19 protein-coding genes are annotated in these 23,814 nt (G+C 48.6%); 18 read left to right on the top strand and 1 reads right to left on the bottom strand.

The annotated features are described in order from the left end of the window. Positions 1–84: 84 nt before the first annotated feature. From EDM56_RS11095 to EDM56_RS11020, 16 genes are all read left to right on the top strand, one after another. The gene (locus EDM56_RS11095) at positions 85–2,037 is read left to right on the top strand and encodes a sigma-54-dependent Fis family transcriptional regulator (protein ID WP_122917969.1); all 1,953 of its coding nucleotides are present in this window, start codon (positions 85–87) and stop codon (positions 2,035–2,037) included. Positions 2,038–2,178: 141 nt separating this feature from the next. Beyond that, positions 2,179–3,786, top strand: a complete 1,608-nt coding sequence (locus EDM56_RS11090; protein WP_122917968.1) for an amidohydrolase — start codon at positions 2,179–2,181, stop codon at positions 3,784–3,786. Between the two features lie 75 nt (positions 3,787–3,861). Then, entirely contained in the window at positions 3,862–5,862 is a 2,001-nt protein-coding gene (locus tag EDM56_RS11085; RefSeq protein ID WP_122917967.1) for a methyl-accepting chemotaxis protein, read from the top strand. Positions 5,863–6,008: 146 nt separating this feature from the next. After that, complete coding sequence (locus EDM56_RS11080) at positions 6,009–7,715, top strand: sigma-54 interaction domain-containing protein (protein ID WP_122917966.1); 1,707 nt, start codon at positions 6,009–6,011, stop codon at positions 7,713–7,715. A 42-nt stretch (positions 7,716–7,757) separates the two neighbouring features. Continuing rightward, positions 7,758–9,218 carry an aldehyde dehydrogenase family protein gene (locus EDM56_RS11075; protein ID WP_425456305.1) on the top strand — a complete coding sequence of 487 codons (1,461 nt, stop codon included), beginning with the start codon at positions 7,758–7,760 and terminating at the stop codon, positions 9,216–9,218. A gap of 196 nt (positions 9,219–9,414) precedes the next feature. Next, entirely contained in the window at positions 9,415–11,025 is a 1,611-nt protein-coding gene (locus EDM56_RS11070) for a flavin monoamine oxidase family protein (RefSeq protein ID WP_122917965.1), read from the top strand. Between the two features lie 38 nt (positions 11,026–11,063). Next, a complete protein-coding gene (tatA, locus tag EDM56_RS11065; RefSeq protein WP_122917964.1) occupies positions 11,064–11,303 on the top strand; it encodes a twin-arginine translocase TatA/TatE family subunit in 240 nt (79 codons plus the stop codon). Between the two features lie 123 nt (positions 11,304–11,426). Further along, positions 11,427–12,788 carry an APC family permease gene (locus EDM56_RS11060; RefSeq protein WP_122917963.1) on the top strand — a complete coding sequence of 454 codons (1,362 nt, stop codon included), beginning with the start codon at positions 11,427–11,429 and terminating at the stop codon, positions 12,786–12,788. Next, entirely contained in the window at positions 12,785–14,431 is a 1,647-nt protein-coding gene (locus tag EDM56_RS11055) for an amidohydrolase (protein ID WP_122917962.1), read from the top strand. Before EDM56_RS11060 ends, EDM56_RS11055 begins: the two co-directional genes overlap by 4 nt. 166 nt (positions 14,432–14,597) lie before the next feature. Beyond that, on the top strand, positions 14,598–15,710 hold the full coding sequence (locus EDM56_RS11050; protein WP_122918271.1) for an ABC transporter substrate-binding protein: 1,113 nt from the start codon (positions 14,598–14,600) through the stop codon (positions 15,708–15,710). A gap of 12 nt (positions 15,711–15,722) precedes the next feature. Further along, entirely contained in the window at positions 15,723–16,541 is an 819-nt protein-coding gene (locus EDM56_RS11045) for an alkaline phosphatase family protein (RefSeq protein WP_122917961.1), read from the top strand. 74 nt (positions 16,542–16,615) lie between these two features. After that, positions 16,616–17,464, top strand: coding sequence for an ABC transporter permease (locus EDM56_RS11040; protein ID WP_122917960.1), 849 nt, complete (start codon positions 16,616–16,618; stop codon positions 17,462–17,464). Then, the gene (locus tag EDM56_RS11035; RefSeq protein WP_122917959.1) at positions 17,461–18,267 is read left to right on the top strand and encodes an ABC transporter permease; all 807 of its coding nucleotides are present in this window, start codon (positions 17,461–17,463) and stop codon (positions 18,265–18,267) included. Before EDM56_RS11040 ends, EDM56_RS11035 begins: the two co-directional genes overlap by 4 nt. Then, positions 18,264–19,283 carry an ABC transporter ATP-binding protein gene (locus EDM56_RS11030; RefSeq protein WP_122917958.1) on the top strand — a complete coding sequence of 340 codons (1,020 nt, stop codon included), beginning with the start codon at positions 18,264–18,266 and terminating at the stop codon, positions 19,281–19,283. Before EDM56_RS11035 ends, EDM56_RS11030 begins: the two co-directional genes overlap by 4 nt. 18 nt (positions 19,284–19,301) lie before the next feature. Next, a complete protein-coding gene (locus EDM56_RS11025; protein ID WP_122917957.1) occupies positions 19,302–20,114 on the top strand; it encodes a DeoR/GlpR family DNA-binding transcription regulator in 813 nt (270 codons plus the stop codon). Further along, complete coding sequence (locus tag EDM56_RS11020; protein ID WP_246009346.1) at positions 20,101–20,859, top strand: HAD family hydrolase; 759 nt, start codon at positions 20,101–20,103, stop codon at positions 20,857–20,859. Before EDM56_RS11025 ends, EDM56_RS11020 begins: the two co-directional genes overlap by 14 nt. A gap of 33 nt (positions 20,860–20,892) precedes the next feature. Here the strand turns inward: EDM56_RS11020 and EDM56_RS11015 are convergent, their stop codons facing one another. Then, positions 20,893–21,120: a hypothetical protein gene (locus EDM56_RS11015; RefSeq protein WP_122917955.1), complete on the bottom strand. Its 228-nt coding sequence runs from the start codon at positions 21,118–21,120 to the stop codon at positions 20,893–20,895. 121 nt (positions 21,121–21,241) lie between these two features. On the opposite strand from EDM56_RS11015, the gene EDM56_RS11010 reads away from it, so the two are divergent. Both EDM56_RS11010 and EDM56_RS11005 read left to right on the top strand, forming a co-directional pair. Beyond that, the gene (locus EDM56_RS11010; protein WP_122917954.1) at positions 21,242–22,693 is read left to right on the top strand and encodes a spore germination protein; all 1,452 of its coding nucleotides are present in this window, start codon (positions 21,242–21,244) and stop codon (positions 22,691–22,693) included. 18 nt (positions 22,694–22,711) lie between these two features. After that, a complete protein-coding gene (locus EDM56_RS11005) occupies positions 22,712–23,806 on the top strand; it encodes a GerAB/ArcD/ProY family transporter (RefSeq protein ID WP_122917953.1) in 1,095 nt (364 codons plus the stop codon). Positions 23,807–23,814 lie beyond the last annotated feature (8 nt).

The following is a 23,814-nucleotide window of genomic DNA, read 5'->3' as shown; positions in this document are numbered from 1 at the left end:
ACAAAAGAAACGAATGTTACAAGTGATCTGCCTGTCGTACAATAAAGAAAAGACTGAATATTCTACGTGTGATGGGGGAATTGCATGTTTGACAATCTCATCGTTTTTCAATCAGAGAACGACTATCGCAGTTTACAAAAAAAGGTCTTGTCTGACTGGCAAAACTTCCACGCAAGCGGAGCAATGCCCCAAGCACAGCGTTCGGTCATTTCGAGCTCATGGGAGCGATGTAAGCTTCACAACCTGAATCCACTGAAAGCATCCGTGCCACAGCCCGTATCAGAGATAGAATTGCAGGAACGTTGTCTGATGGAAGAAGGGTGGACAGACATCGTGAAAGGCTATGTCGATGAATTTACCCGTTTTTTTCGAGACCCGACCGTACTGGGGCTGGCTGATTGCGACGGTACCATCATCCATAACCTTTCGCAAGGATACCATCATTCGCAGTTGGAGAAAAAAGGGTTTCTGGTGGGCGTCTCCTGGAATGAAGAAACAATCGGTACCAATTCGGTCGGCACCGCTTTGATCGAAAAGAAGCCTGTCCAAATCCTCGCCGAGGAGCATTACTGCCAGGCGCTGCACAACCTGTTGTGTTCGGCCGTTCCGATTCTTGACCCGCTGACTGCTCATGTCATCGGCGTCCTTAGCTTTCCGATGGACAAGAACAAGATCGGGATAACCGAAATGTTCGCATTGATTGAGCAGGTCATGAAAATGGAAAGAGCAATCGGCCGTCGCATGATAGAGGCAAATATGCAAGCGATGCAAGCGGTTTTCAACGCTACTGGCGAGCCGTTTATCATTTATGACCGGAACGGGATCGTGACAGTTGCCACCGAATATGCCCAAGCGTGTTTTGGAATCGCCAAAGGCCAATCCATTTCGGCGTTGCTGGGAACAGAGCTCACTGTTCTTGCACAGCAAGCGATGACCAACCGGCATGCCCCAAACGAGGCTGCGTTTCGCGCACTGGATGGTAACGAATGGAAGGTTAGTTTTCTTCCGTATAGTACCGTGGGACGGGCATCTGGAGGAATCGCTGCATTCCGGAAGGTCGCGGCAAAGGGAAACTCCAAAAAGCAAATCGTGCCGAAGACGCGCTATCAATTCGACCATATCATCACGGCCGACCCTGGTATGGAAAAAACCATCGCGCTGGCAAAAAAAGCCGCGTTCTCGGAGAAATCGGTCATGATCACGGGAGAAACGGGAACGGGAAAAGAAATGTTTGCCCAATCGATCCATGCTCATGGGAATCGCAAAAACGAGCCATTCGTCGCGATCAACTGCGGAGCGATTCCCAAAGAGCTGCTGGCCAGTGAATTGTTTGGCTATGAAGGCGGAGCGTTTACAGGGGCCAAGCCACAGGGAAAAAAGGGAAAGTTTCTGCTTGCTGACAAAGGGACGATCTTTTTGGATGAAATCGGAGAAATGCCCTTGGACGCGCAGGTATACCTGCTTCGCGTTTTAGAAGAGAAGATGGTGTTGCCCATCGGCGCAGCCCAGCCTGTGCCGGTCAATGTCCGTGTCATTGCCGCAACACACAAAGACTTACGGAAAGAGGTCAGCAAGGGAAACTTTCGGGAGGACCTCTACTACCGGCTGCAAATCATCAACTTGTCCATTCCTTCCTTGCGTATGAGAAAAAATGACCTACCGTTGCTGGTCCAGCACTTTTTGCGAGCAAATGCCGTGAGTGGTTCCATTCCTGCCATTTCAACCGAGGGATGGGACGTTTTACGATCTTGGTCATGGCCAGGAAACGTCCGTCAGTTGAAAAATGTGATGGAACAGGCCGTTTTTCAATGCTCGGATGGGGTGATACAACCCGAGGATTTACCGGAAGAAATTCGTCAAAAGACCGTGAGTGAGCCTGAGCAGTGGACCTATGTGACGAATCGGAAGTGCCACAAGGAGGTTCTGCTCGAGGTGCTTGCGCAGACGAATGGGAATGTAGCCAAAGCCGCCGCGATTTTAGATGTATCGCGGGTAACCATTTATCGAAAAATGAAACAGTATAAGATCGGTATATGAGAGTTTGGTTGATTGGACAAATCGGGTTAGATCGAGCAGGCCGTAATGGGTCTGCTTTTTTGTGTTGGTAGCATCCTTCCTCTGGCATGGAGATTGCATTTTTCTTTGGAAAAGAATGATACATACAGGAGGTTTTGGCAGATGAACCCGGATGTTGTGTTTTTGCATGGCGAGGTAGTAACGGTAGATCAACAGAATCGGATTGCAGAAGCGGTTGCTGTAAAGGATGGCAAAATCGCGGCCGTCGGAACCTCCGCGGAAATCAAGCAAATGGTCGGGCCACATACCAAAGTGGTCGATCTTGATGGGAAAAGCCTGCTCCCCGGATTCATCGACTCCCACTTGCATATCGTTGCATACGGAATCGACAAGCTGGGGGTAAGTTGCAAGGCTCCACATATTCAGTCGATACAAGATATTTTGAACGATCTGCGCGCGCAAGCAGCCGTTCTGGCAAATGGTAAGTGGGTCAGGGCATGGGGATTCGATGAGACGAAAATCGTGGAGCATCGTTATCCCACACGTGAGGAGCTCGATCAGGTATCCACGGAACACCCCATCATTATCGTCCGAGCTTGTAACCATATTTCCGTCGTGAACTCCAAGGCGTTGGAGCAGTTTTCTATCGATCGGAATACCCCCAATCCAAAAGGCGGCATCATTGAGAGGGATGGACAGGGAGAACTGACGGGACGTTTGTTGGAAAGCGCCCATTTTCAAAAAAGCAAGGAAGTTGCTTTTTCCGATGAAGAGATCCTGCGAGCATTATCCCGCGCTTCCGCTGATTTTGTGGCGGCTGGCATCACCAGCGTTCATGACGCAGGCTCCTCGGATGCGAATGAGTTCCGTCTGATGCAGCAGGCTGTGCGCACCGGCATCATTAAGAACCGAATCTACGCAATGGTGTGCACGATGGACAGCCCGGAGGCGTTTGTCAATACGATGATCGCCGCGGGGATCACAACCGGGGTAGGGGACGAGCGGTTCAAAATCGGGCCGGCCAAGCTGTTCACGGATGGAAGCAGCAGCGGCCCTACCATTGCCACGCGCAAGCCGTATACCAGCAATCCGGAAGACTTCGGGATTCTCTACTATTCACAAGAGGAGCTGAATCGGCTTTTGACAGAAGCGCATAAAAAAGGGTTCCAGATCACCGTACACGCCCAAGGAGACCGTGCGATCGAAATGATGCTGAATTGTATTGAGGAGGCACAGAAACAGTATCCACGCGAAGATGCGCGTCCACGGATCGAGCACGCTGGGATCACAGAACCGGATTTGCTGGAGAGGATGAAACAGCTTGGCGTCATCCCCATTCCCAATCCGTCGTTTTTCTATGAATATGGCGAGGGGTATGTCAAGAACTACGGGGAGCGTGTGAACCACATGTATCCGCTGCGGGACTTCTTTGATAGCGGAATCATCGCGGCAGCCGGTTCCGATTGCCCAGTCACCCATTACGATCCGCTCTTTGGTATCCATATGGCGATGAATCGCCAAAGCAAACAAGGCACTGTAATCGGTGGGAACCAAAGAGTTACCGTGCTGGAAGCCATCCGGGCATACACCTGGAACGGAGCCTATGCAAGCTTTGAAGAAACGAAAAAAGGAAGTATCGAGGTAGGAAAATTGGCAGACTTGGTCGTGCTTTCCGATAGCATCCTGCAAATATCCTCTGAGAAAATCGATCAACTTCACGTGGAATTGACCATGATCAATGGCGATATCGTTCATCAGTTGAAACCGTAATAAGACCGTCCTCTACTGGAATGCATAAAAGTAGAGGACGTTTTCAGATACCGCTTACCGTTTGGGAGGTTCAAAATGTTTGGAAAAAAGCGATCGCTGAATGTTCAGATTGCCACTATGTTTTTGTTTTTGCTGATCCTGCCCATAGCAGGCATTGGTTTTTACCTGTTTCAAACGGTGAAACAAGACATGGCTGAGGTCGGGGGTGAGCAGATTATCAACATGAGCAGCTCAGTTGCCCGATTGATGGAGAACGAGGGAAAGGAGCTGTTGACATCGGTAGAGATGAACGCCCGTTGGAATGACTTTCGCAATGCGGTAGCACAAAAAAATGCCTTCTGGATCGAAGAAAACATCAACATCGCCAAAGACAGCAGCTCGAATATTGACTTTGTTTTTACTTGTGACCGGGAAGGGAACATTTTGTCGAAAACTGATGAGATTGCGGGATTTTCTGAAAAAGTACCGGCAATCGTTGGCGACCGGATAAGAGAGAACGCCAAGTTTTCTGGCATCATTCCTGTGCAAAACGGAACTGCTATACTCGCGGCGTCCCCGATTTCAGATGAAGCGGGAACAGCGCAATCCACCGGATGGCTGATCTATGGGCGAAACGTGGACCAAGCGATGCTAGCAGAAATGAAAGGCACATTGCAAGCAGATATTTCTCTTCTGACAGCCGCTCAATCTTTTTTAACAACGGATGCAACGGTCACACCGAAGCAATTAACCGCCTCTCTATCGCAAGCCCTGTCGACAAAAGAGTACCAACTGTTGAATTTTTCTGAGCGAGACGGCTTGGAAAGCGTAGAGATGTATACCCCGGTCCATGATCTAGCAGGGAACATCATCGGTGTGAAAGGAGTCTCCCAATCGTTAGCCGCCATCACACAGATCAAGCAAGAAATGAAAAAAGCAGCCCTTATCTCCTGCTCTATCATCCTATTCTCCCTTTTGCTGCTCTTAACAATCATTCGCAAACGGATGCTTTCCCCGATTCGCCAGCTTGCTGGAATCATCAATGATGTAGCAAATGGAGAAATGAGGGCGCAGCTTGACCCACGTCAAGCAAACCGGAAGGATGAGTTGGGCACGTTGTTCGCTTCATTGGCTATCATGCTGCGGAATATGCGAAGCCTGATGAAGGAGATCAATGAAACGGCGACAGACAATGCGCTGCAATTGGTGGCGTCCGCAGAGGAGCTCGCTTCAACAGCCGAACAATCCTCCCATTCGAACCAACAGATTGTGCGTGCGATCCAGGGAATCGCAGGTAGCGCGGAAAAAGTGATTGGGGAAGCGACACATGCGAACGCGATGATTGGAGAAATGAATGCAGGGATCGGGCGCATCACGCAATCATCCACACATGTTGCCGAGTCAACCTTCACCACATCCCAGGAGGCTATCCAAGGCAGAGAGATCGTCGAGACCGCGGTTGCACAAATGCGGACGGTTCACCAGTCTTTCCGAAATCTGGATAGGCTCGTCCATAGTGTGGGCGAAAGTTCACGGGAGATCGAAACGATCATCCGTTTCATCACAGAAATCGCTTCCCAAACAAACCTGTTGGCATTGAATGCGGCGATTGAAGCGGCGCGGGCAGGTGAACATGGTCGGGGATTCGCTGTTGTGGCAGAACAAATCCGGAAGCTCGCCGAACAAACAGCCGCTTCCTCGAATCAGATCAAGCAAATCGTTGAGGTCATGCAGCAACACTCCATGTCCTCGACAAGTGCTGTGGCTGGAGTCAATGCGGATATCAACCGGGGGTTAGCATCTTTTCAAGCGGCCGGTGAAATTTTCCAACGGATTGTGCAATCCATCCAACTGGTGCATGAACAGACGAGCGCCGTACACGAAACCTCCGAAGCGCTATCCGCTTCCTCGGAAAAGGTGAACATAGCGATCGTCAACACATCGTTGTATGCCAAAGCTTCCGTAGATGATGCACGTACGGTTGCTCTGGCGGCTGAGGAACAGCTTGAGGCTTTTAAAGAAGTCAGCACATCCTCGGAACGATTGCAATCATCGGCTTACCAGCTACAGCATGTATTGAAAAATGTGAAAATTTAGAGCGCGTTACGCGATACTGCATCAATACGTTCGATGTTTGATGGCATCAAATTGGCAAGCCGGCCTGAATTCCCCTATGAAACAGCGGAGGTCTGTTTGGCATCGTACTTGCACTAGCGCCTAGTGGTGAGGGAGGGATCAGATTGATGAAGGAGGATACACTTGTCGCAGCAGCGGCTTGTATTCCATGCCCGGCGTCTTTGGCGGATGTTGTGATGACAGCCATTGAGTCAGATGCGAAGTGGTTTGTGCTTACCGACGAAGAGACGATACTCGGATGCATTCAGCGCAAAGTCCTTTTCGAACAACTACAGAAGAGAGGGCTTGCGGATCTGCAATCGTTGACGTACGAAGAGATTCTCATGGAAGCGGTAACTGTTCATAATAGCGATGATCTCGATGCCATGCTCAAAATGAACAAGGTGGTAGTCCTGCTGGATGAAGCGGGGCAGATCAAGGGTGTTGTGGATTGGAAGGCTGATGAACAGCTGCGAGAATGCGGATTGCACGACAAGTGGGTGTTGCATGAGCTGCAAGCAGTCTTCCAAAATTTTTATCATAGCATTTTCGTTACGGACGGGAAGGGGACCGTAATCAAGGCTACCGGACAAGACGACGTTCAATATATCGGAAAAAACGTATTCGATCTTGAGCGGGAGCGCGCGTTTTACCCTTCCGTCACCGTAAAAGTCTTACAATCGGGCAAACGAGAAAAATGCTTGCAATACACGCCAAGTGGAGAAGTTTTCATGATCGAGTCCATCCCCATCACCAATGAAGCAGGGGAAATCGAACGGATCGTGTCGATCACCAAAGACACGTCGGAAATGATGAAATTGACGAACCAGCTGGACGAGCTGAAAACGCTCCTGGAAAGCTACCAGCGCGAACGTCTGCATCCAGGGCAAATTGAGGATAAACCGATGATTTACAAGAGTAAAGAAATGCAAAACCTGATGGAAATGGTCAAATCGGTTGCATCTGTCGATACCTCCATCCTCATTTTAGGAGAGACAGGCGTAGGCAAACAGGTGGTGGCGAACCGGATCCACATGGAGAGCCATCGGCGCGACAAGCCGTTTTTTACGGTAAATTGCGGGGCGATCCCGGATAACTTGCTGGAGTCGGAATTATTCGGTTACGAGGAAGGGGCATTTTCGGGAGCGCGAAAAGGGGGAAAGCCAGGGATTTTCGAGCTCGCCGACAAAGGGACAGTCTTTTTGGATGAAATCGGCGAACTTCCGCTGAATCTTCAGGTGAAGCTTCTGCATGTCCTGCAAGAAAAGACCATCATGCGAGTCGGCGGGGGAAAAGCCAAAAAAATTGACGTGCGGATCATCACCGCGACGAATCGCAAATTGGAAAAAATGGTCGAGAACGGCACGTTCCGCCAAGATCTCTATTACCGCATCAATATTATCCCGATTCATATTCTGCCTCTCCGCGAAAGAAGAGAAGACATCAGTGCCTTAATCTACCATTATCTCGATCATTTTAATCGGAAATATGACAGAAACGTCCACATTCAGGTCAATCAATTGGAGCAGCTTCTTACGTATTCGTGGCCTGGAAACGTAAGGGAATTGGAAAATGCCATCGAGCGATTTACGGTTACGAGTCAATTGGACAGCATTTTCCAGCATGACAAAATTATTGCACTCAACTTCATTGAAAAGGAAATGGGAAATCGCGATGCCGAAATTCCGCGGTTGCTCACATTTTTAGAAGAAGTCGAGAAGATGATTCTCAAAAAGGCGATGGCAAAGTGCAAGACGACGCGAGAGATGGCCGCTTGCCTTGGGGTTAATCAATCAACAATCGTAAGAAAAATCCAAAAATATAGGATCGATTAGGAGTGAGGCTCATTGGCGCAGACGATGATACGAGCAAAATCCATGTTTATCGAGGGAGTTTGGGTGGAAGCAGCTGAATCAAAGCTTCGAGAGATCTACAATCCCGCTACTGGCAAAGTGATAGCCTTTGTTGCGGAAGGCGGAGTGGAAGACGTGCACAAAGCGGCTGCGGCCGCAAGGAAAGCGTTTGATGAAAGCGGCTGGCCCGAGACCAGTCCGCTTGAACGAGCCAGACTGCTTCATGCGATTGCTGACAGGATCGAACTAGCTGCGGAGGAATTAGCGATTCTCGAAACGATGAATGTCGGCAAACCTCTGCGTGAAAGCCATCACGATGTGTCGGAAGCGGTTCAGTGTTTCCGGTATTATGCGGGCCTGGTAAATAAGCCGTTCGGTCAAACCTATCCGGTGGCGGACCCAATGGTGGCCATGGTAGTCCGGGAACCCATCGGTGTGTGCGGACAGATTGTCCCTTGGAATTACCCGCTGGTGATGGCCGCTTGGAAGCTTGCCCCATGCCTCGCTGCGGGCAACACAACAGTCTTTAAACCGTCAGAAATCACGCCGCTAACCGCGATCCGATTGTTTGAAATTTTGCAGGAAGTGGGGCTTCCTCCCGGCGTAGCCAATTTGGTGCTTGGCACAGGAGCTGTTGTCGGTCGCGAAATCGTCGTAAGTCCGCTGGTAGATAAAGTAGCATTCACCGGAGGGACGGCTACCGGCTCCAGCATCATGGAAGCGGCTTCGAAAACGATTAAGAAAGTGTCACTGGAACTGGGCGGGAAATCACCAAACATCGTCTTTGCCGATGCGGATTTTGAAACGGCAGTGGAGTATGCCATGTTTGGCATTTTCGCCAACCAGGGTCAAGTATGCTCGGCAGGCTCGCGTTTATTGCTGGAAGATAGTATCCATGACCGGTTTGTCGAGGCGCTGGTAGAACGATGCCAAAAAATAAGAGTCGGAAACGGCATGAATGAGCGGAATGAAATGGGCTCGCTGGTTTCACCTGCCCATATGCAGAAGGTGCTCGATTACATCGAGATTGGCAAGCGTGAAGGGGCTAGACTCGCGACAGGAGGCCATCGACTGACTGGTGGTGATTACGATCAAGGATGCTTTGTTGCCCCAACGATTTTCATCGATGTGACACCCGATATGCGGATTGTCAAAGAAGAAATTTTTGGCCCGGTGCTGGTTGTTCAGCGTTTTAAAACCGAGGAGGAAGCTATTCGCCTTGCGAACGATACGGTCTTTGGACTGGCAGGCGGGGTATTTACGCAAGACGGTGCGAAGGGGCTGCGGGTCGTCAAAAAACTGCGCGCCGGCATTACCTGGATCAATTCCTATCATCCGACTTATATTGAAGCGCCTTGGGGCGGGTATAAGCGAAGCGGCATCGGCCGAGAGTTGGGTACGTTTGGGCTGGACGCGTATACCGAGATCAAGCAGATAAATGTCAACCTGCATGTAGCGCCACTGGGGCTTTATAACAACGATTGACCCAAAGGAAGAAACGCACAGCGTTACCTGTGAAAAGCACGGCGTTACCTGTGCAAGCCCGCATCAAAAAATGCGATGCATGATGCCTTTCGTAACGAATAAAACGGGTTAAACCCGCTAGGAATGGCATGTTGGGGATGGCATCATGCTTGCATTATGGACAAAACGTAAGGACTAAATGTAGGGAGGTTTTACGATGGCATCGTCGCCTATCATGCGAAAACTCAAAATGGCCGCATCTGTTGCGGGCGAAGCAGCAGCGAAAAAAGTCCCCATTGAGCAAGTAATCGAAGAGCGGTTTGAAAGAAAAGTCTCGCGCAGAGAATTTTTGCAAAACGCCATGATCGCGACTGCGGTAATGGCCGTGCCTACAGCCGTTTGGAATCTGGGTGCGCAAATCACCCGTGCCGAAACCTCTCCGCGTGTAGTTGTGGTGGGAGCCGGACTGGCGGGTTTAACGTGTGCGTACCGATTGAAACAAGCGGGCATTTTGGCTGATGTTTATGAAGCGTCATCGCGTGTTGGGGGACGGTGTTTTTCGAAAACGGACGGTTTTGCTGATGGACAAATCATCGAACGGGGCGGCGAGCTGATCAATTCGGATCACCAGGCATTGATGCGCATCATTTCGGAGCTGAATTTGCAAGTCGATGATTTATGGGAAGCAGAAAAACCGGGAACCGAGTTCAAAATTTACATGAATGGCGAACAGTATTCCTTCGAGGAGATTGGCAATTCGTTTTTGGACATCTACGATAAGTTGCAACGAGATGTCCGGGGTGCGGGCTATCCGACGTTGTACAACAATTATACGAGAAGAGGATGGCAGCTGGACAACATGTCGGTTGTCGATTGGATTGAAGAGACGATTCAGGGTGGAATTAACTCAAAATTCGGACATATGATCGATGTAGCTTACATGAGCAGTGTTGGACTGGAGAGCAGAAAAGTGAGTGCCATTACGCTTGTAAATGGCATGGGTCAAGCGAGCAGGGATGAATTCGAACCATTCGGGCCTTCGGATGAAAGGTACCACGTACGCGGCGGTAACGGCCAAGTTCCGGAAGGCTTGGCAAGGTTGCTGAGAGATCAGCTCCAAATGTCCTCCCCGCTTGAATCCGTGTCCCGCAACTCGGATGGCTCCTATACGCTCGGATTTTCGGGGAGCACGCGAAATGTGAAGGCAGATGTTGTCGTACTGGCCTTACCTGTCGCGACACTGCGGGATGTTGACTTGACCAGAGCGGGATTCAGAAGGCTGAAGCGAACCGCGATTGATGAGATGGGGGTGGCCACCAACTCCAAACTTGCGGTCCAGTTTACGGATCGTCACTGGGAAAGTCTCGGCAGTTCAGGTGCGATCGTATCCGATGTATTCCAAAATTCGTGGGATACCACTCGAGGCCAATCAGGTGATTCAGGAATTTTGATCAACTTTACGGGAGGACCGGCTGGGCTCAGCTTCCGGACAGGATCACCTGCCTCTCATGCCACCGAGTTTTTGCAGCAAATCGAACCGGTGCTACCAGGGCTGACGGACAAATGGAATGGGAAGGCGACCGTGGATTGCTGGCCCGCCTATAAGTGGACAAAAGGCTCCTATTCGTTGTACAAAGTTGGGCAATACACCAAATTTGGCGGCATTATGGCAGAACCAGAAGGGAATTGCTTCTTTGCGGGTGAACACACCTCACTAAAATACCAGCAGTTCATGAACGGTGCCGTTGAAACGGGGGAGCGCGCAGCGCAGGAAGTGCTCACATGCTTGAAACAAACCGCTTTGCTCGCGAATCGACAAAGAGTGTAAAAGCATGACAATTATACAGGAGAGGAAACGATGCCGCTATGTTATCCAGCATTGGTATACCCGGTCTGATTTTGATTTTGGTCATTGTCCTCATCTTATTCGGGCCGAGCAAATTGCCTGAAATCGGGAAGGCGGTTGGCAGGACGTTAACCGAATTCAAGTCGGCGACGAGAGAACTAACAAAGGATGAGTATGAAGGAAAGCGCGCTCCGGTGGTACCGGCGGAAACGGTGGCTGCGTCCCCAGCCAAAACTGATGAGATCAAGTCGTTGAGCTAGAAGATGCAGACATTAGCTCGTGTCCCACTGTGGATGCGAGCTTAACAGCAAAAAATGAAGACGCTTCCAATCGGTGCATTATCGTGAACCGACATCTATTTCCGACAAAAAGGAGGTTGCACCATGAGTCAACCAGCCGTTCTGAAACGTTCCCTTTCTCTTTTTCATGTCGTAATTTTTGGCGTCTCGTATATGGTTCCGCTTACCGTATTCACAACCTATGGGGTAGCTACCCAAGTATCGCAAGGGATGCTGCCCGCAGCCTATGCCTTCGCCCTGCTGGCGATGGTCTTTACCGCGTACAGCTACGGAAGAATGGCCAAAGTCATGCCGGTTTCCGGTTCTGCATACACCTATACGCAAAAATCGTTTAATCCTCACGTCGGTTTTTTAGTGGGCTGGGCTATCTTAATGGACTATTTATTCATGCCCATGCTGAACTATTTGGTGGGTGGAATGTACTTGTCATCCTATTTTCCGACCATTCCCCAGCCCGTATGGATTGTTGTGCTCATTCTGATCGCCACGGTTATTAGCGTGTTTGGCGTGAAGCTGGCTACGACCATAAACGGCCTCATCATTCTGTATCAATATCTCTTTCTAATTGTTTTTGTCGGTTTGTCCATTCATGGAATCCTCAATGGGGTGGGTACAGGGACGCTGCTGTCCATCAAACCGTTTTACAACCCTGACGTGCCCTTATCGTCGGTAATCTCGGCCGCCTCCATTCTCTGCCTCTCCTTTCTCGGATTCGATGCGGTTACAACCGTTTCGGAGGAAACCATTCGGCCAGAAAAAAACATTCCGAAAGCAATTCTCATTATTACGCTGCTATGCGGAGTACAGTACATCTTTATCTCCTATATCGGGCACATGATTTTTCCCGACTACCATCTGTTTCAAAATGCTGACTCCGCCTCTACGGAGCTAATGACGTTTATCGGCGGCAACTTGTTCAACTCGATCTTCATCGCGGGAACGGTGCCGATCGTGTTGGCGGTGAATCTTATCACCAAAGCGAGCGTGACCCGCATCCTGTTCGCGATGGGACGCGATTCCGTTCTGCCACCGAAAGTGTTTGGCTATATTCATCCTAAGTTTAAGACTCCCGTGTTCAACATTTTGTTAGTAGGCTTGCTTTCGTTGACCGCTTTGTTTGTTGACTTGGTGACCGCTACCTCGTTTATTAACTTTGGGGCGCTGGTCGCCTTCACGTTCGTGAATCTCTCCGTTATTGCCTGGTATGTTGTCAGAAACAAGCGCCGTTCGCCAAAGGATTTGCTGAAATATCTCATTCTTCCACTCATCGGGGCTGGCTTTACGATTTGGTTATGGACGAATCTGGACTATCATTCGCTCACGTTGGGTGCCATTTGGGTCGGTCTCGGTTTCATCTATCTGTTGTATTTGACCAGAATGTTTACGAAACGGCCACCAGAGATGGATTTTAGCGAAGCAGAAACAGAGAAAGAGGTGGGAGCATGACGAATGCGAAAGCAACGATTGTCTTATCCAGCAATGCCGTCTTCACCGGACTGCACGATCATCCAATCCCGGCGTCGATTGCCATAGCGGGCAGCCAAATCATTGCCGTCGGTACCGAGTCAGACATACAACCATGGATCGGAAGCGAAACGGCAGTGTACAATTTTGGCGATCAGCTGATCATGCCCGGCTTCCATGATTTTCATCTGCATGTCATGATCGGGAGTCTATTCAAGGATAGCGTCAATCTGTTCCATGCCCATTCGGAAGAGGAAGCGGTCGAGTTAGTCCGTCAGTTCGCCGAATCACGACCGAATGACGAATGGATCATCGGGACGAGTTGGGATTCCAGTCATTGGGAAAGCAACCGCCTCCCTCACCGCTCCAGTTTGGACCGCGTGTTTCCGGATCGCCCGGTCTATCTCCCGCATTATGAGGGGCATTTTAGCTGGGTCAACAGCAAAGCGTTAGAGATGTTGAAGATCGATCACCAGACAGAAAATCCTCCGTTCGGCGAAATTGCCAAAGATGAGAATGGAGAGCCAACAGGCATTTTGTATGAGCAGGCGAGCCAGTTGGTGGCGAATGTAGCGTTTCAACTTTCCAAAGAAAAAAGCAGTCAACTGCTCCGTGATTTCCTCTCCTATGCAGCCAGTGTCGGTGTGACATCCGTCAATGACCTTTACGCGATGGGGAAAGACCGATTACTGGAAAATTTCGCTTTGTTCAAGGAGTTTGACGAGAAAAATGAGCTTACTGCACGCATCCATGTATTCCCGGCATTAAACGGCGAATTCGATCGTGTCAAAGAGTTTCGAGATTCGTATCGATCCAGCAGATTGCAAATTGCCGGATTGAAACAATTCGTTGATGGAGTGGTAACGGGGCACACCGCATACATGCTGGAACCGTACTCCGATCGCCCTGAGACAAGGGGGGAGACGACATTCCCTGCTGAGACGCTGAAAAAATGGATTGTCGACGCAGATGCGGAGGGCTTCCGAATCCGCCTTCATGCTCTCGGAGACGGGGCTGTGCGTTTGGCGCTGGATGCCTACGAAGAAGCGCAACGGACAAATGGCACAGCGGATGCTCGCCATGCGATCGAGCATATCGAGGTGATTCATCCTGAGGATATCCCGCGCATTCATGAGCTTGGGGTCATTGCATCGATGCAGCCGGAACATTTAGCGGCGGCGGAAAGAAGCATGTATGTAGCGAGGATCGGGAGTGAAAGGGAAACATACACGTTCCCGCTTCGTTCGATACAGGCAGCGGGCGCAACGCTGGCTTTGGGCAGCGACTTTCCGGTCGTTCCGTTGGAGCCGATGCTGGAGATTTTTCGCGCCGTAACAAGAATCGATAGCAGCGGTCAGGAAGAGTCGGTCTGGAACCCACAAGAACGCATAACGCTGGCAGAAGCATTGAGAGCATATACGCTGCATTCCGCCTACGGGAACGCCAGAGAGCATGAATTGGGGACGCTTGAACCAGGAAAACTGGCCGATGTGGTCGTCCTGGATACGAATCTGTTTGCGATTCCGGAAAAAGAGATCAAAGACGCAAAGGTGCTCCTGACCATTGTAGATGGAAAAATCGTTCATAAGGCTGACACTGTCAGCACGAACCCCCCCCTCCTATGAGAGGGGTTTTTTGTTTGCGCCTTTTTCTTCATGATTTCGTTACAAGAAATTAAACATATCGTCACACGAGTTAATCTGTGGTTAATATTGCGAATATATATTGTGTTTAGGACAAAAAACAAAAAAACACACAAAAACGCAAATGGAGGAGAAGAACGTGAGCAAAATGAAAGCTCTGCAAGCGACGTTACTCATGGGAGTATTGACCTTAGGAATTACCGGGTGCGGAAATGGGACAACTCCACCTGCTTCTAGCACAGGTGCTGCTACAGCGACAGATAACCCGCAAAAAGAGCTGTCTTTAGAAGAGATTACGAACCTGGCAAAAAAGGAAGGACAAGTAGTCAGTGTAGGAATGCCTGACGGCTGGGCCAACTGGAAAGATACATGGAATGACGTTACTAACAAGTATGGGCTCACTCATTCTGATACGGACCTGTCGAGTTCGGAGGAGCTCGCCAAATTTGAAGCGGAAAAAGATAATCCGACTGCAGATATCGGCGACGTAGGCATTTCATTTGGTCCGCTTGCTGTGGAGAAGGGATTGACCATCCCCTATAAAACCTCCCATTGGAACGACATTCCGGATTGGGCAAAAGACGACAAAGGAAATTGGCTGGTCGCTTATCAAGGAACGATCGCTGTTTTGACGGACAAAAAATTGGTCAAAAACCCACCGAAATCATGGGATGATTTGCTAAAGGGCGATTATAAAGTGGTTGTGGATGATGTAGCCAAATCCAACCAAGCCCAAATGACCGTCTTAGCTGCAGCGATGGCACATGGTGGCAGTGAAAGCAACATTCAGCCAGGTCTGGACTATTTTGCCCAATTGGCAAAGCAAGGACGGTTGGCGTCTATGGATGTGAAACCAACCAACTTGGAAAAAGGTGAGGTTCCTGTTGCGCTTTTGTGGGATTTTACCGCTCTTGGCTACCGCGACAAAATCGACCCGAATCGTTATGAAGTCTCCATTTTGAAAGAAGGTAGCGTCGTGAGCGGCTATACAACCATTATCAATAAATACGCTCCACACCCTCATGCAGCGATGTTGACACGCGAGTATATTTTGAGCGATGAAGGTCAGATCAATCTTGCCAAAGGCTATGCTCGTCCGATTCGTACGAATGTAAAAATGCCGGAAGACGTAACCAAAAAGCTGATTCCTGCCGAGCAGTACCAGAACGCAAAGCCTATTCATGATTACAAGGTATGGGCCGATATGGCCAAAAAGCTTCCGCAAATGTGGGAAGAACAAGTTTTGGTCAATATAAAATAGGGAGGAATTCGTATGAACAAGGTAATCATGGTTGTCATCGATGGTTTGCAGTATAACGTAGCAGCTACTCAAATGGGCTTTATCAACCATCTGGTGGAACGCAACGAAGCAGCGTTTTACAAAGTGAAATCTGAATTGCCAAGCATGTCTCGCCCGCTCTATGAAGTGCTTCTCACAGGGACGCCAGCCTCGGTCAATGGAATTACAAGCAATGACTCCATTCGATTGTCGACACAAAAAAGCTTGTTCCATTTGACGAAAGAGAACGGGCTGCGCAATGCTGCTACAGCTTTTTATTGGGTGAGCGAGCTGTACAATCGAACACCGTTTGACAAAGTGGAGGATCGTCAACAGGTTAACGAAGACAAAGCGATTCAATATGGAACGTTCTATTTCGATGATTTTTATCCTGATTCCCATCTGCTCTTGGATGCTGAAGTGCTGCGAAGAAAACATGACCCGCACTTCCTCTATATCCATACGATGGGGGTTGACAATGCAGGGCATATCTATGGCTCGGATTCCAAGCAATACCGCAAAACAGCGATCAATATGGACCGTTACCTTGCTGAGTTGATCCCGATCTGGATGAAAGAAGGGTACCACATCGTGGTCACGGCCGATCACGGGATGAATACGGATGGGGAGCATGGTGGTACCGGGAGCGATGAGCGAGATGTGCCATTATTTATGATCAGCGAGCGAGTCAAACCAGGATGTTACGAACAGGTTATTCCACAGCTGGCGATTACACCGCTGATCTGCAAATTGCTGCAAATCGCGCCGTCTGAAGCCATGCTTGACTATGATTTTTCCGATATGATCCGGTAATCAGCGAACTTGTTAAAGGAAGGCCGTTGCTTATAAAGAATGGCCTTCCATCATTACAACCGGGAGTTGTCCACATGAAACAGAAGATTGCATGGTTTGCTGTTGCAGCCTTGCTTCCATTTGTTGTGCTGGTCAGTGCTTTTGAATTGGTGCCTCTGATTCGGATGGTCATTGACAGCTTCCAATATGATGGGGGCCAGGCGTACAGCTTGAACCATTATGTCTCGGCTTTTGCAAATGCCTACTATCGAAAAGGAATGATCAATAGTTTGCTCATTTCTTTGTACTCCAGTCTGATTGGGATTGTGATCGCGCTGTTCTCCTCCTATTCCATTACGAAAATGCCGAAAAAAATCCAAACCGCGATGATCACATTTTCCAACATGACGTCCAACTTTTCCGGAATCCCGCTTGCCTTCGGGTATATCATTTTGCTTGGAACCAGTGGGATCATTACCTTGTTGGCGCAGGAAGCCGGTTGGAATATCCAATCGTCGTTCGATTTATATAGCTGGAGTGGACTGATCGCATCGTATGTGTACTTCCAGGTGCCTTTAGCCATCCTTCTGCTTTACCCGACTTATGCCGGAATTCAACGCTCATGGCGTGAATCCGCAGCGTTATTGGGTGCGTCTCCCCTGCAATTTTGGCGCTATATTGGTATTCCCGTGATATTGCCTAGCATAGCAGGGACGTTCAGCATCCTCATTGCGAACGCGATGGGAGCATATGCGACGGCCTATGCACTCGTTGGCGGCAGCTATAACCTTTTACCGATACGCATTGGTGCGTTAATGAGTGGAGATGTTGTCAGCCAGCCACATTTGGGGAGTGCACTCGCTGTTATCCTCGGCTTGATGATGATCGGAGCCATGTGGATTAACGAACGGATGATGCGACGCGTGAGGAGAGATTTGCGATGAGAAAAGGATGGATCCATTATCTTGTCATCCTGGTTGTAGGGTTCTATCTGGTCCTGCCTTTGGTAGCCACATTTTTGTACTCGATTTCCCAAACATGGGCAAACACGATCTTGCCTACAGGCTATACGCTCTCCTGGTATGAGCAGCTTTTTTCCGATCAACGGTTTATCGATGCATTGGGGAGGACGGCATTGATCTGTATTCTCGCCCTGTTGCTTAGCGTGATTACCATGGTGCTGACTGTTTTTGTGGTTACGGTGTATGTTCCCAAGTTGGAGCGATTCATCCAAGCGCTGGTCATGCTGCCATATGCCATTCCAGGTGTAGTGGCTGCCGTTGGATTGATCAAGATGTATGCGAGCAAGCCGATTGTCTTGACCGGAACCATCTGGATCATTATCGGTGCTTACTATGTATTGATTATGCCGTATATGTATCAAGGAATCAGAAACAGCCTGAGAACCATCGATGTCAAACGGTTGCTTGAAGCCGCAGAGATGCTGGGAGCGAGCAAATGGAAGGCGTTTGTCCTTGTTGTTTTGCCGAATTTGATTCCCGGTATACTCGTTTCGTCCCTGTTGTCGCTTTCGATCTTGTTCGGAGAATTTGTGTTGGCGAATATGCTTGTTGGCGGCCACTTCGAAACCATTCAAATCTATCTCATGAAGCGTCTCAAAGAAAATGGCCATTTATCCAGCGCCATCGTCATTACGTATTTTGTGATCGTTTTGATCAGTTCCCTTGTCATGTTGAAGCTGGGGGCGAGACTGCAAAACCATGAACGAAAGGAGCGCGTATCATGAGCTACGTACACATTGACCACGTTCGAAAGAATTTCGCAGAAACGGCGGTGCTTCAAAATATCTCGCTTGAAATCGAAAAAGGTGAATTCGTTACATTGCTTGGCCCTAGCGGATGCGGAAAGAGCACGTTACTGAGGGCGATTGCCGGGTTGGAAACGGTTGACAGCGGCTTGATCAGCGTGAATGGCAAAAACATCACGGACTTGCCTGTACAAAAACGAAACGTGGGGATGGTATTCCAATCCTATGCGTTATTTCCGAACATGACCGTCTTTGACAATATCGCTTTTGGTTTGAAAATGAAAAAGGTGACGAAAAGCGACATTGCCACAAAAGTAGCGCAAGTCATCGAGCTGATTCATTTGACAGGAAAAGAATTCGCGTATCCCCACCAGCTCTCTGGAGGACAACAGCAGCGTGTTGCGCTGGCGAGAGCGATCGTATCCGAACCCGATATTTTGCTGTTGGACGAACCATTAAGCGCGCTCGACGCAAAAATTCGCAAGACCTTGCAGGTCGAATTACGGAATATACAGAAAAGCTTACAAATGACCATGATTTTTGTCACGCACGATCAGGAGGAAGCCATGACGGTTTCCGACCGTATCTTTGTGATGAATCAAGGTGAGATTGTCCAGAGCGGCAAACCGGAAGACATTTATGCGTCGCCGGCAAATGAATTTGTCGCCCGTTTTATCGGGAGCTATAACGTGTTGACAGATGAAGATTTGTATCACCTTTCCGGGGAGAAGGTCCAAGCAGGTTCTTATGCGGTACGACCTGAGGTGATTGAGTTATATAGCGACGAGATTCCTTCCGCGATGAAGACATCAGGATATTGGGTACGTGGTTGTATTCGGAATAAAATCACGAGAGGAAATGTTCGCCGGTACGAAATTCAGGCAAATAATCGGGTGATTTATGTAGATGAACTCAATGTTCCGCAAATCCCTCCTTTCCAAGAAGGGGCCTTTGTCCAAGCAAGGTTGCCTGAGGGCGAATGCATATTATTATAACTGGCAGGTGAAAGGTTCGTGTCGATTCTGGCTGTAGAGAGAAAAAAGTTCGTTCTGGATCAACTGCAAACGAGCGGGAAAGTCAATGCCTCCGAGCTGTCTCGCGTGTTCGATGTCTCGATGGAAACGATTCGTCGGGATCTTGATTTGCTAGAAAAGGAAGGCTATTTGAAACGCGTGCATGGTGGGGCGGTCAAAAGCAATTTTGATCTTGGGGAACCGCCATTTGCGCAACGACAAAATGTGCGGACCGCGTCCAAGCAAAAAGTCGCAAAGTGTGCAGCAAAACTCATCAATCACGGTGATACCTTCGTCATGGGTGGCGGTACGACGGTATTGGAAATGGCGAATCATATACGTGGTTTAACAAAGCTTACCATCGTCACGAATTCCCTTCCCACAGCAAATGTTCTCATGGACTCATTGAATCAAGGTTTGTTTAGCGGAGAGGTGATTTTCGTAGGCGGTGCGTTGCATGCAGAACAGCATTCCTCCAGAGGTGCTTTATGTGAAATCATGTTAGATCATTTGAAAGTAAACAAAGCGTTTGTGTCGCCAGGCGGAATCGCTTTATCCGGGCTTTCGGAATATGAGATCGAGGAGGCAGCCATTTCAAGAAAAATGATTGGCGTCGCAAAAGAAGTGATCATTCTCGTGGACCATTCGAAATTAGGAATTGAAGCATTATGCAAAATTTCTCCGCTGCAGGAGATTGATGTGATTGTTTGTGATCAAGAGGTTCCGAATGGGTGGGAATCACAGTTGGAACAAATCGAATGGATCACAGCCGGAATCGAAGAAAATGGAGGAAACAACAGTGAGTCGGATTAAAGGCATCTTGTTTGACAAGGATGGGACGTTACTCGATTTTCATCCTTTTTTTGTTCCTCTTGCCACACAACTGGTGGAGCAGTTTCTTCATGAGCATGGACTTGAAACACACGCCAGGCTTGAAGAAAAATTGTTACAATCGATCGGTTTGAACGGCAATCAGGTTGATCCGAAAGGGATTCTTGCCAGCGGCACATCCAAAGACATCTATACGGCATTTTGCCAACAGCTAGTAAACAATCATGTCGATCCGAATCAATTCGAAAACTTGGAAACATGGATTACCGAAACTATCTACCAATTGACCCAATCGAATACCCAACACATTATTCCAACGGCAGATTTGCAAAAGCTATTTCACCAGCTTCGTACCCTTGGAATCAAAGTGGGAATTGCTACTGCGGATGACTGGGAATCGACTATTACTTGTTTAGAAAATTTGGGGGTCAAGGATTATTTCGAATTCATCGGAACTTCCGATCATTATCGGAAAAAACCGGATCCTAGCATGCTGGAGGCGTTTTGCGAGAAGACGCAATTGAAAGAGACAGAAGTCGCCGTGGTGGGGGATACAACGGTCGACCTCTTGCTTGCCAAAAATGGTTCAGCCGGACTTGCGGTAGGCGTACTGTCAGGCGTAAGTGGTTCTGATGAGCTCAGGGAATTGGCCGATATTCTCCTGACATCCGTAGGAGAAATCGTTGGAGAAGATGGGCGACTGATTTGGGAGGCCCAGCAGCAATAATTGATGTCTTGATAACGACAGCGGATAGAGTTGCTATTCCGCTGTTTTTGTCGTTGCAGATTGCTTCCCCGTTTTCCTTTTTTCCATCCAAACGGCCAGACAGATCAAGCAGAGTATGGGCACGAATGCGATGGCGTCGACCAACAGAAACATCCACATATTCGTTTCTTTGGTCGACAAAAAAGGACTGCCAGGTAAATACCAGATAAGGAGCAACACCCAGACAAGCGATAGTAGATGCACAAACAGAAAAGATTTCATCACGGTCCCCTAAAACAAAGTTTTCATATAGATTTCCCTTTTTGTTCGAGGTCATGCAGATAGAATAAAACCTATCAATTGGGAAAAAATACTTGTCACAGGAGGTGGATCGTAACCTGCTATGCAAGTTGATCTCAACCTACAAACCAATGTGAAAGAAAACATCGCAGCGATCGAGCGATGCTTACATTACACGCAAGACCTCATCGTAAAAACGGTGGAAGTGGATGAGCATCATTCCTTTACCGTGCTGTATTTCTCTGATTTATCCGATCCCAGCAACTTGCTGAAATCATTGCTAACGACAATGGCACAGACTGCATTCATCAGCACTCCGATTGAAAACATGGTGGCTTCACTGTTGGTCACAGAAGCGCGGTCCGTAATCAAAATCAATACGCTTGATGAAGCGATGACAATATTGATTAACGGCAACTCGTTGTTTTTGTTTGAAGGAGTTGACCATGCAATCGCCGTCGAAACTGCAGCCATCAAGACACGTTCCATTCAAGAACCGGAAAGCGAGGTTACGATTAAAGGGCCTCATGATGGTTTTATTGAGCTATTGGGAACGAACATTGCACTTGTGCGTTTTCACTGCCCGTCGACACTACTTACGGTGGAATACCACGAGCTTGGCACGGTCACTCAAAACAAGATAGCCATTTTATCAATGAAAGGAATTGTTTCCGAGCAGCTTTTGGAGGAAATACGCAGTCGTTTGGCAAGTATCCCCAACGAGGCCATTTTAGATGTGAATTATATAGAGGAATGGATCACGGACGACCGCATGACGCCTTTTCCCTTGCTTGAGTCTACTTCGCGGCCTGACCGGGTGGTCGGAGCGCTATTGGAAGGCAGAGTGGCCCTGATGGTAAATGGTGTTCCGACGGCTCTTTTGGCACCATTCGTATTTTTACAGTCGTTTCAGATAAGCGAAGATTATTATTGGCGGTATCATATTTCTTCCCTGCTGCGGCTTCTGCGTCTGTTTTGCGCATTCGTCACCTTGTATTTGCCTGCTTTTTTTGTCGCAACCATTACGTTTCATCATGAATTTCTGCCTACCCCGTTTTTGATGACAATTGCGCAAGGAAGGGAACCGGTTCCCTATCCGACCATTGTCGAAGTCTTGCTGATGGAAGGGGTGTTCGAGATTCTTCGCGAGGCCGGAATCCGCTTGCCTAGACAAGTGGGGTCTGCTGTCAGCATCGTAGGGGCACTTGTATTGGGTCAGGCAGCTGTGCAGGCAGGCATTGTTTCCCCAGTGACAGTCCTTCTGGTTGCATTCACGGGAATCTGTTCGTTTACGTTACCATCGAATAATGGGGCGTATGCCATACGAATCTTGCGTTTTCTCGTCATCATCGTTGGCGGATTCCTCGGTTACGTCGGGCTGATTACCATAGGGATCCTCTTGCTGATTCATATGGCCTCCCTGCGTTCATTCGGTGTCCCTTATCTATCTCCAGTAGCTCCCGCCAATTTGACTCACATGAGCGATGTTTTGATTCGTCGACCACTTAATTTGAATAAAAAGCGGCACACTTTCTTTCGGACAAAACGGTCATAGGGAGAGGCGGATGGAGAAATGAGAAAAGAAATTATTACGAATCGTCAATTCATGATTCTCATTTCGATCATCACAATCGCATCATCGATTCTGTACATCCCCAGAGCAGTCTCCCAAATTGCGGGGAGGGATGGGTGGCTGGTTGTTCTCGTTTCTGGTTTGGTAGGCTTGCTCAATCTCTATGTATTCCTATGGATGGAGCGATTGTACCCAGGAAAAAATCTGATGGAAATTCATCAACAGCTGCTGGGAAAAGTGTTTGGGGGGCTGCTCAATTTTGTTTATCTCTTTTACTTTATCGATATATCTACCTGGGTGATACGGGAATTCGTAGACTTTTTGTTGATTACCGTTGAACCGTCAACGCCATTTTTCGTTTACGCGATCATCGCCTTGCTCATGGCAGTGTACGCGACCTTTCATGGTGTAGAGGTGTTTGCCAGCGTATCAGAGTTATTATTTCCGATTATCGTTGGCATCTATTTTATTAGTTTTTGTTTACTGGTTAATGAGTACCACCCGCACTATTTGCTCCCTGTTTTAGAAAATGGGATCGCTGCACCGTTTCGGCAATTCCTTGTTACGGAAACCTTCTTTGGGGACGTGATGATCATTTCGATGATCATCAATCATGTTCGTAAAACGAAATTTACGCCCTTGTATGCGACTGCAGGAATTGGCTTGACGATGTTTTTCATTTGCTCCGCAGTCGTTTCTGTCGTTATGCTAGTGGGCGCAGAAACCGCTGCAACCCTTACATACCCTACGTTTTCATTGATCCAGAACATTAACATTGCGAATATCCTAGATCGCCTGGATATCTTAATCATCACGATGTGGATGATTGGGGTTTTCGTTAAGATCACAAGTTATTTTATGGGAAGCGTGCAGGCTCTCTCAACGATTCTGCAGATAAGCAATCCTCGAGCGATCATCATCCCAATCGCTCTCTCCATGATTGTGATCACACGGTTCAAAGTGCCAACCTTTGCTCAACTTGATGATGTCTACTCCGCAGGCGCCTGGTATTTTTCCGTGTTTCAACTCGCCATTCCCTCACTCGTGCTTCTCCTGGCAATCATTGTGAATCAAATAAACAAAAAATCCGCTTGATGGGGGAT

The organism is Brevibacillus fluminis (genome assembly GCF_003710825.1).
Classification (GTDB): Bacteria; Bacillota; Bacilli; order Brevibacillales; family Brevibacillaceae; genus Brevibacillus_D; species Brevibacillus_D fluminis.
The sequence above is the reverse complement of the archived record's forward strand: the minus strand, read 5'-3'. Positions and strand labels throughout refer to the sequence as shown.

Excerpts from the sequence above, each read along its gene's own strand:
- EDM56_RS11095 (WP_122917969.1), top strand. The coding sequence starts at position 85 with ATGTTTGACAATCTCATCGTTTTTCAATCAGAGAACGACTATCGCAGT.
- EDM56_RS11090 (WP_122917968.1), top strand. The coding sequence starts at position 2,179 with ATGAACCCGGATGTTGTGTTTTTGCATGGCGAGGTAGTAACGGTAGAT.
- EDM56_RS11085 (WP_122917967.1), top strand. The coding sequence starts at position 3,862 with ATGTTTGGAAAAAAGCGATCGCTGAATGTTCAGATTGCCACTATGTTT.
- EDM56_RS11080 (WP_122917966.1), top strand. The coding sequence starts at position 6,009 with ATGAAGGAGGATACACTTGTCGCAGCAGCGGCTTGTATTCCATGCCCG.
- EDM56_RS11075 (WP_425456305.1), top strand. The coding sequence starts at position 7,758 with ATGTTTATCGAGGGAGTTTGGGTGGAAGCAGCTGAATCAAAGCTTCGA.
- EDM56_RS11070 (WP_122917965.1), top strand. The coding sequence starts at position 9,415 with ATGGCATCGTCGCCTATCATGCGAAAACTCAAAATGGCCGCATCTGTT.
- tatA (WP_122917964.1), top strand. The coding sequence starts at position 11,064 with ATGTTATCCAGCATTGGTATACCCGGTCTGATTTTGATTTTGGTCATT.
- EDM56_RS11060 (WP_122917963.1), top strand. The coding sequence starts at position 11,427 with ATGAGTCAACCAGCCGTTCTGAAACGTTCCCTTTCTCTTTTTCATGTC.
- EDM56_RS11055 (WP_122917962.1), top strand. The coding sequence starts at position 12,785 with ATGACGAATGCGAAAGCAACGATTGTCTTATCCAGCAATGCCGTCTTC.
- EDM56_RS11050 (WP_122918271.1), top strand. The coding sequence starts at position 14,598 with ATGAAAGCTCTGCAAGCGACGTTACTCATGGGAGTATTGACCTTAGGA.
- EDM56_RS11045 (WP_122917961.1), top strand. The coding sequence starts at position 15,723 with ATGAACAAGGTAATCATGGTTGTCATCGATGGTTTGCAGTATAACGTA.
- EDM56_RS11040 (WP_122917960.1), top strand. The coding sequence starts at position 16,616 with ATGAAACAGAAGATTGCATGGTTTGCTGTTGCAGCCTTGCTTCCATTT.
- EDM56_RS11035 (WP_122917959.1), top strand. The coding sequence starts at position 17,461 with ATGAGAAAAGGATGGATCCATTATCTTGTCATCCTGGTTGTAGGGTTC.
- EDM56_RS11030 (WP_122917958.1), top strand. The coding sequence starts at position 18,264 with ATGAGCTACGTACACATTGACCACGTTCGAAAGAATTTCGCAGAAACG.
- EDM56_RS11015 (WP_122917955.1), bottom strand. The coding sequence starts at position 21,120 with ATGAAATCTTTTCTGTTTGTGCATCTACTATCGCTTGTCTGGGTGTTG.
- EDM56_RS11010 (WP_122917954.1), top strand. The coding sequence starts at position 21,242 with ATGCAAGTTGATCTCAACCTACAAACCAATGTGAAAGAAAACATCGCA.
- EDM56_RS11005 (WP_122917953.1), top strand. The coding sequence starts at position 22,712 with ATGAGAAAAGAAATTATTACGAATCGTCAATTCATGATTCTCATTTCG.